Origin of the sequence: Prevotella sp. oral taxon 317 str. F0108, from assembly GCF_000162415.1 — a bacterium.
Taxonomy (GTDB): Bacteria; Bacteroidota; Bacteroidia; order Bacteroidales; family Bacteroidaceae; genus Prevotella; species Prevotella conceptionensis.
Genome location: NZ_GG740072.1, coordinates 1222563 through 1230775, shown reverse-complemented (window position 1 = coordinate 1230775; position 8213 = coordinate 1222563). Strand labels below are relative to the sequence as shown.

The window sequence follows — 8213 nt, the reverse complement described above, 5'->3', positions numbered from 1 at the left end:
TAAAAGTTAGGATGAACGTTATTTCAATGTTATGATATCCTTCCAGCGAGTGGTTGGATTTTTGCTCCTAAACTCATGTTTAATGGCATTAGCAAAGGAATAAGCTTTTCCCTCACAGCCTTTAGATGTATATTGTTGACTGCCAAGAACGATAAACTCTGTGCCATTAATTTTGTTAAGGTGGTCGACGATGGCATCCAGTCGGCGCAGTTTCTCAATCTGTTCGGCAGTTATGTCGAAGAAGTCTTGTTGGATGGGAGCGTTTGGCGCTATTCCCATGACAATAACACCAGCTTTCTTATAATGATAATCTTGTCGATATAATTTTTGCAGCACATTGTTGGCGGCCTTTACAATGGCTATGGAGTTGTTAGTGGGCGTAATGAGTCGCATTTCTTGAAAGTTCCAATATTGCGGTAAGTCCTCGCGGAAGGCATTAGTGTGAAGGAATACGCCAACGATGGAGGCAACCGTTCCTTGCCGACGCAGTTTCTCTGCGCATCGGGCGGCAAAGTTAGACACGTGGGTGCGCAGTCCATCAAGGTCTGTTATCATACCATTGAAAGAGCGACTCATACAAATAGATTTCTTCTTAGCCAGTTCCTCATTAGGTATGCAATCTTCTCCGTTCAGTTCGCGCCATGTTCGTTCAACCACGATGTTTTTAAATGTAGCTCTTACCCACGAAAGATTACGCTCAGCGAAATCGAACGCCGTTTGCACGCCCATTGCTTGGAGGCGTGTGGCATAACGCCGCCCTATCCCCCAAACCTCGCTAATAGGAAAAAGTTTCAGTGCCTTAACACGTTTCTCATCGTTGTCGATAAGGCAACAATGGTGATACCCCAGGTGTTTCTTAGCAAAATGACCAGCCATCTTTGCAAGTGTCTTGTTGGTAGCGATGCCAATGCTTGTTGGTATTCCTACGCTACGCTTAATCCTCTTGTGTAACTTTTCTCCCCAATCCTTCAAGTCCAGCTGGCCTATTCCATTAAAATAAACGAAACACTCGTCGATGCTATATCGGAAGTATGCAGGCGATTCTTTCCTGATAATCTCCACCACGCGTCCTGTCAATTCGCCATATAGTTCGTAGTTTGACGAAAATACGGCGATGTCTTGATTAGGGAACAGCTCTGCTAGCTGATAGTAGGGCATGCCGGCTTTGATGCCCATGCGCTTGGCCTCGTTCGAACGTGCCACCACACAGCCATCATTATTGCTGAGCACAACAACGGGTTTGCCATTCAGGTCGGGCCTAAATACACGCTCACACGACACGTAGCAATTATCGCAATCAACAATACCGTACATTTCCTAGTATTTTCTCCAGTTTTTAATTGTCCAAACAATCACGCCCCACACCTCAAAAGCGTCGTCTTCATCAATCCTTATGGGCTTGAAGTTTGAGTTGGCCGGACGCAGTTCTATGTATCCTTCCTGGCGATGGCTAAGGTCGAGATACTTGATGGTGAACTCTTCATTGATGTAGCCCACCACAACATCCCCGTCTCTTGGCTCAATAGAGCGGTCGATAACGGCAATGTCTCCATTGCATATGCCAGCCTCTATCATCGAGTCTCCTTCCACTTTGCCATAGAATGTGGCCTCGGGATTGCGTATGAGGTCGTGATTGAAATCGAGCGTCTCGTGTATATAGTCGTCGGCAGGCGAGGGGAACCCCGCCTTTACTCCTTCGGCGATGGGCAATTTCAGTTCTTTTTGAAAGTCGCCCCGAATGATTTGAATACTCGTCATGTATATACTTTCTCTTTTGTCTAGTTCAGAAGAACTTCCCCGAGCACGGCAAGCCTGATTTTTGGGATAGTTCCTCCTTGGCATTATTTAGCCAAACACCTATTTATATATATCCCTCTTGGTCGTAACCTTTCCGTTCTTGATGGATGAGCGTTATTAGTTGTCCAAGCTCTCGCACATCAGTCTGCATCTCTTTAAACATGGCATGCTGCTCATCATATCGCCGGCTAGACCCCGATTTCAATCGGTCGGCAATGTCAGAAGGGATTAAGAACGATGCACGTTCAGTTCCAATATGTCGTTCAAACTCTGTCAGAAAGATGTGTATTCCTGCCAAGTCGAAATCGCCGAAATGCAGATAACGATTGGGTATGGTTGTGAGCCATTTCCTTAGGTCGTTGGATTGTGGGTAACGCGACACGAAAAGCGTTTTGGTGGGCAGTGCATGCGCGCGCAGATAATTCTCAAAGAACTTCTTTTGCTTGCGAATTAGCCTAAAATTCTCCATGTTCTCTATTCCGATAACGATAACGTCGGCAGGTATTCTAAAACCCTCCCATTGTGTCACGAACAAAAAGCTACCCTCATGCGGATTAACCACAAATGGCTCATCGTTTAGCAGACACGCAATGGGTTCGTAGCTGTTAACAGGAAAACCAGGACACGAACGGATCGTCATCAACTTCGAATTACCCGTTTTGTTGGCCATAGCAGCACGTGTTTCTGCGTTCTCCACTTCAAGTACACGATAGCTTTCGTCCCTGTCTGTAAGAAATCTCTTCAACATTTCAATGTTGCGAGCGCGGTACGACTTCCTCGAACCACGAGCAACAACCACAAGCAAGCCCTCCGATAGCAGTTCTTCGAGTAGCTTTCCACCTATTTTAGACCCTGCCACCTGTTCCCCAGCAACCAAATTTTGTATCGCTTTTCCTATCGCCATAATCTTAGGGGTTACGTTTCAACAATTTTTCCACTCGCGTTTTCACGCCCTGCTTGCTCAACAAGTAGGTATATCTATAGTCGTAAGGGTTGTACGATGTTGGCGAACTGTTGATAAGATAAATGTTACGCGAGGTGGCAAATTGCAGAATGCCCTTGATATTGTTCGGGTGCAGTCGTCCAATCTCGTCCATCATGCAGTGCACGATGAATTCTCCGCTCTTTCGGGCGGCCTTTTTCTTAAACACATTGATGAGCATGATGTTCACCATTGCCTTCACCAGAATGTCTGTACCATCAGACCCCACATTGTTGATGCGTTCAACCCAATTGGTGTCGTTGTCGTTTTCCTTTACGCGAAACTGCAAACGGAATGCGTCGCCTAGCGAAACAGTTGTTCGGCTTGGCTCGTTCTGCAACTGATGCGAAAGACTTTTGAGGTAATCCACTACCTTACGGTTCACCTCATCGCGATTATCGTCAGAAAAGAGGTTCAGCTCACCAATCGAGAAGGCATTCTCTGCGGTGTAGTTGTGAATAGACATGAGCAATTGCATCAGCCTGTCCGACGATTCGTCCGCTCTCAGTTCAATACTTTTGATTACGCCTGCAAAGTTCTTCTCTACGAAGTCGCGGTTAATGTCTAGTATTACGCCGTCTACATCCGACCTTCGTTTCAGCAAACTGCCAATCTCGGTAGAGATTCGGCCAAGTATGTCCTTGTAATGCTCGCTAGTGCGCCTGCGAAACTCCTCAATCTTGTTATTGTCCATAAAGTCTTGCAAGTCGGCAGCTATTTGCAAGTATTCGTTGTCTGTAATCGGCATCGTGTTGAAGTGGAACGCGTTTTGCGGCTTAAAGTTCCGGTTAAAGTTCACCACAAAGTCTTTTAGCCTTTCAATCGTTTCACGTTTCTGATTAACCGAACCTCTTAGCAGGCTCAACAGCTGTTGGCAGTCTTGCTTAGTTGCAACAGGTTTGTTGTCTGCAAGCAGTGTTTCGGGAACAAGATGTTCGTTCTCCACCATTTGGTGATACAAGTTCAGTCCTTCGCGGCGACGAGCAAGGTCTTTACCAATGGTCTTTTGTCGTTCTTCCTGTTCCTGCCGTTTCTTTTCCACCCTTGTTTTCTTATCCTCATATCGCTTACTCATCCTGGCTAGTTGCTGCTCAATGTCCTTTATGTCCTTTCTTATTTCGGGTTCCTTAGCAAAGAGGTTCTGCTGAGCGTCGCGATACCTAATAACCATAGGCCGTTCGTTGTCTATTTGTTGTAGCAAGGCTTCAAGTTGTTCTATTGCCTGGCGATATTGCCCCAGCAAGTTCACGTCTACGCCTTTCCCTGCCAGCTCCGCCTTTTGTTGCTCCTCCAATTGTTTCTTTTGGTTGTAAAAATCTTTCTGTCGGGCCTTTGTCTCTGTTTCCAAAGCCGTTTTAAATGCGCTGAGCTTACCGTCAAACTCCTTCGATTGTCTATTGAAGTGCAAGTCCAGTTCTTTTAGTTCCTTTTTATGCTGTGTTTCGTGTCGCTCCCGTTCATCCTTCTCCGCCTGCACACAAAGCAAAGCCGCGTTAAAGGCCCGCTCGCGCACCTCCTTTTCTCGTTCAATCATTTCCTGTTCGTCCATTTTCTGCTTGTGCTGTTGGTTTTGCAGGTCTTGTCGTTTCGTAGGTATCTGTTCTTCTTCCACCCGCAGATGGGTTGCTTTTTGGCGCAAGGGGTTCAGCATTGTGGCATACTTCTTTCCAAGTTTTGCCGTGTTTTCTTCAAGCGTAAGGGGTAAATCGTTCAGTTTGCGGTTTATCTGTTGCAGCTGTTCTTCAAGCCTTTTCTTTTCCTTTCGATATTCGTCGGGGGTGCGATGTGTTGCATCTACATCTGATAAGTTAAGTCGCACGCCAAACAAACCCTCGGCCAAAGTGTCCACCTGTGGTTCCAAACCTTGTGCATAAAGAACTCTCTCCTCGTCAACCACCTTGCCGATAGTGTTCTCCCATCCCTCTACATTCTCGTTCAGCCATTGGTATAACGAACCATCCAGATGCGACAACAAACCTTCTATCTTTGCAATCTGCTCGCGACATGATGAGCGGCTAGCCTCAAACTCTTCTTGTTCGCGTTGTGCAATCTTTTTCAGTTCGGCCTCCTTCATTTCAAATTCGGCCGTAAGTTGTTCCATCTGACTTTTAACAACAGCCTGCTGTGCGGCATTTTCCTTCTCCTTTACGTCTAATGTCCTAATCTGCTCCGCTATGGTTTGCATCTCGTTGGCTAAGGGATGCCACGATTTTAGTTCTTTCAATGCAGCGTCAGCCCTATGTTGTTCGGCCTGCAACGCCTGCAAACGTTCGTCCGACTCGTGCCGCCATGCCGCAAAAGCGTCCGTTCTTTGGTTTCTGTTTTTCGTTCGTTCGTCTTCCAGCCGCTTACGTTCTGCTTGTATCTTGTCTTGTTCTTGGTAGAAACGTTCTTTTTGGTCGTTGTCAAATGCTTGTTGCGCATTCTCCAATTTAGCTTTGGCAATGTTGTATTTCTCCTCAATCGAGGCATGGGTCTTCAACAAGTCGTTTAGCAAAGTCTGCTTATTGTCAGCCTCTTTCTTTATCGTGTCTTCCCGACTGGCAAGTTTCAGTTTGTCTTCGATGCCCATAGCCTCAAATTCTTTTCTTGCCTGCAACACCTCATCTAACTTTTGTTTCTTGCCACCCAGTTTCTGGTTAAGCGAGTCTTTTTCCTTATTATATTCGGCCGTAAGTTCCTTTTCGCGGTTGCGTTCTTTCTCTATGGCCGTCTTGGTCTCTGCTGCATCTGCCTCCAACAGTGGTATCTGTTGTTCGTTGTCGGCCACCGCATGGTTCAGCATGTGCCAAACATCCCTCAGTTGTTGGTCTAAGGCCACAACCTTCCTACCTTGTTCAGCAATCTTCGATGCTTGTTGTCGCACGGGGTAGCTGCCGTCTCGTGCCTGCCTAAACCAGCAGTCAATCTCATCATACTCGCGTTCAAAGTCGGTTACTAGCCGTCGGTAGGTTTGCAAGTCAATGGGCAGTTCCTCTTCGGTCATCGATTGTATGATGGTATTCTTCACGAAGTCGGCATCAAGCTTCGTATTTAAGAAAACGTTTTGTATACTTCGGGGTATATTCTGATAGTGGGTGCTCTGCAATAGCGCATAGCGTGTGTACTTATTGTCGCGCGTGTTTCCAAAGATGATGTCTCTGAACATCACGCCCGAATCAATCCTTGCTGTTACAGCAATGTTCTTGTCAATGCGTTCGCGTATCTTCACCCAGTCGCTCAGCACCTGTTTGTCTTCGTCTACCAGCCATTCGCGCTGATAAGGCGCATCAATAAATCGCCACGACGCACGCCCTTGGTAACGGCTCACCAAGATGGTGTATGCGCCATTGTCGCGCATCACCTCATAAAGGATGTGCGAATTAGATTGGCGGAAGTAAAACTCGTCAAACGATTTCTGCCCTTGCTGAATGCCCAGCCTATGTTTGTCGGCGTTATAGAAGAACAAGAGCGCGCGCAACACGGTGCTTTTGCCCACGCCCTGCGTACCTGTGAAGTGCACGTTTCCGTCTACCGAAATTTCAGCATACGGAATATTGGCGCTATTTACAAACACGATTTTATTCAGGAACTTCATCTTCGTTGGCTATTTGTATCATGTTAACAAGTTCTTCTGCATAGCGAAATGCCGAAGTAACCTTGTACGTCTCGTCTTGTTCGCTTACGCATTCGGCAAAGCCCATGTTTCCCATCTCTTGCAGCAGCTTGTTTACAATCTCTAAGTTAGAACCCACACCATATTTCTTAAACAAGTGTCCGGCCTTCTCCTTCAATTCAATGTCAAGACTTATCTGTTCTATCAGGTTGCTCTTACGAAACTGATAGCCGGCCGTAAACGACTGGTTATAACATTTCAGGAAGTCAAGGTAGTCTAGCCATTTGGCGAAACTCTCCAGCTTGTTCTCTATGGCTTGTTTGTTTTCCACCGTTCGCGACAGGTAGAAGTATCCGTTGCCCGTTTCAAGCCTTAGTCCTATTTCCTTAAAGTAGTCGGCATAGTCGTTCATGTTCTCTTCTATGTCTTCATACAGATGCCTAACCGTACTGTCTGTACTGTCCACCGATAGAAACTCTCCTCGGCTCAGTCGTTCGTATATTCGTTGTGTATTATTTCGCATAGACGATGGGATATTCAATGTCTTGATAAGTTGCATATTCGCCAGTAAGCTTGCATTCGTCGGCATGCAGTATAACCAGTTGGCAAAATAGGGTGGCGTGGTCTTCGATGTTGCGTTCTACCTTATAGTTGTATGCCAGAACGAACTCAAACAGGTTGTATCCCGATGCCGCAAAAGCGTTCCACACTTCTGTTGGGTCCACCTCCTTCAACTGTTGCACATGTTCCTGCAAGTCCTCGTCGGTCAGTGGCTCCGCCTCTGTGCGTGCTGTTTTCTGCACACCGTTGTGTTCGGCAATTCGCCTTAGCACCTTTGCCACCCCTTCGTTCTCTCTCAGCATTTCCAGCGAAAGGCGTATTTTGCTGTACTGCCTACCTTCCATCCATAGTGGGTTCGTGTCTTCAAGCACCTGCACAATGTTTGTGTCGGTTTTTATAAGCAGTTGGTCTTGCAGGTATTTCAGCTTGCGTATCTTCTTATACAGCTGGTTTTGCAAGTCAATTTGGTTGATGTACACAATAATCTGCCTGTCTATTTCCATCAAGGCATGATAGGCCTCAACAAAATCGTGCCTCACGTCGCTGCACGTCTTAGCCATGTGTGGGTCGTTGGCCATGATGAAGAAGGCCTGTTCGGTATCCATCAGCTTTTCGCACTCTTTTATCATTGCCCGTATGCTGTGGCTTTTTTCGTCCAGGTTTTTCAGTCGTTGTTTCTTTATGTTGTAGGTAGGCTCTTGCTTATAGGCATTATCCATGTTGCGTTTCAGGTCAACCACATTCTTCAAAGTTCTAAATCCCGTCTTCTTCAACAGTTGCCTCACGCTGTCTTGATAGCCGGCCTTACGGTTAACGTTGTTTTCTTGCAGAAAATAGCCGATATGCTCTTTCAGCGTGTTGATACATTCTTGCACGCTCAACACGCTTATTTCTTCATTCACGTTCAGCACCTCTTCAAAGAAGTTCAGGTAGTCGCTTTCAATTTCAACGGTGTTACCTGTTTCCACAAGCACGCCATAGTCCACCAGACGTTTTAGTCGGGTTTCGTTTCCTCCCACCAGGTCGATGGCCAGCCCTCGCGGAAACTTCAACAGCTTTCGCTTTTCAAACATCTCGCTTAGCAATGTCTGTTCGCGTGCGAGTGTCTTCGTTAGCTCTTCTATCGTTCTGAAATGTGTCAGAATGTCCATAGCAAGTAATCTTCCAAGTAAGACTGCTTCATTGTGCAAGCCTCCGAATTTAAGCAGGTTATGCCCTTCTTGGCAACAAGTAAGTAACTTGGCATTTAGCCACTTCGCGCATTGGCTTGTTTCTGCG

6 protein-coding genes are annotated in these 8213 nt (G+C 46.4%); all 6 read right to left on the bottom strand.

Annotated features, from left to right (window positions below; genetic code table 11):
* Window positions 1-18: 18 nt before the first annotated feature.
* The 6 genes from HMPREF0670_RS04605 to HMPREF0670_RS04580 all read right to left on the bottom strand — a co-directional run bounded on the left by HMPREF0670_RS04605 (window position 19) and on the right by HMPREF0670_RS04580 (window position 8086).
* Window positions 19-1314, bottom strand: coding sequence for a Y-family DNA polymerase (locus tag HMPREF0670_RS04605; RefSeq protein ID WP_009230007.1), 1296 nt, complete (start codon window positions 1312-1314; stop codon window positions 19-21).
* Window positions 1315-1317: 3 nt separating this feature from the next.
* Window positions 1318-1758: a LexA family protein gene (locus HMPREF0670_RS04600; protein WP_009230006.1), complete on the bottom strand. Its 441-nt coding sequence runs from the start codon at window positions 1756-1758 to the stop codon at window positions 1318-1320.
* 103 nt (window positions 1759-1861) lie between these two features.
* Window positions 1862-2701 (bottom strand): hypothetical protein, encoded by an 840-nt coding sequence (locus tag HMPREF0670_RS04595; protein ID WP_009230005.1) that lies wholly within the window; start codon window positions 2699-2701, stop codon window positions 1862-1864.
* 4 nt (window positions 2702-2705) lie between these two features.
* A complete protein-coding gene (locus tag HMPREF0670_RS04590) occupies window positions 2706-6356 on the bottom strand; it encodes an ATP-binding protein (protein WP_009230004.1) in 3651 nt (1216 codons plus the stop codon).
* Window positions 6340-6897, bottom strand: a complete 558-nt coding sequence (locus HMPREF0670_RS04585) for a condensin complex protein MksE (RefSeq protein WP_009230003.1) — start codon at window positions 6895-6897, stop codon at window positions 6340-6342. Before HMPREF0670_RS04585 ends, HMPREF0670_RS04590 begins: the two co-directional genes overlap by 17 nt.
* The gene (locus HMPREF0670_RS04580) at window positions 6887-8086 is read right to left on the bottom strand and encodes a hypothetical protein (RefSeq protein ID WP_009230002.1); all 1200 of its coding nucleotides are present in this window, start codon (window positions 8084-8086) and stop codon (window positions 6887-6889) included. The genes HMPREF0670_RS04585 and HMPREF0670_RS04580 overlap by 11 nt, the downstream gene beginning before the upstream one ends.
* Window positions 8087-8213 lie beyond the last annotated feature (127 nt).

Excerpts from the sequence above, each read along its gene's own strand:
- HMPREF0670_RS04605 (WP_009230007.1), bottom strand. The coding sequence starts at position 1,314 with ATGTACGGTATTGTTGATTGCGATAATTGCTACGTGTCGTGTGAGCGT.
- HMPREF0670_RS04600 (WP_009230006.1), bottom strand. The coding sequence starts at position 1,758 with ATGACGAGTATTCAAATCATTCGGGGCGACTTTCAAAAAGAACTGAAA.
- HMPREF0670_RS04595 (WP_009230005.1), bottom strand. The coding sequence starts at position 2,701 with ATGGCGATAGGAAAAGCGATACAAAATTTGGTTGCTGGGGAACAGGTG.
- HMPREF0670_RS04590 (WP_009230004.1), bottom strand. The coding sequence starts at position 6,356 with ATGAAGTTCCTGAATAAAATCGTGTTTGTAAATAGCGCCAATATTCCG.
- HMPREF0670_RS04585 (WP_009230003.1), bottom strand. The coding sequence starts at position 6,897 with ATGCGAAATAATACACAACGAATATACGAACGACTGAGCCGAGGAGAG.
- HMPREF0670_RS04580 (WP_009230002.1), bottom strand. The coding sequence starts at position 8,086 with ATGGACATTCTGACACATTTCAGAACGATAGAAGAGCTAACGAAGACA.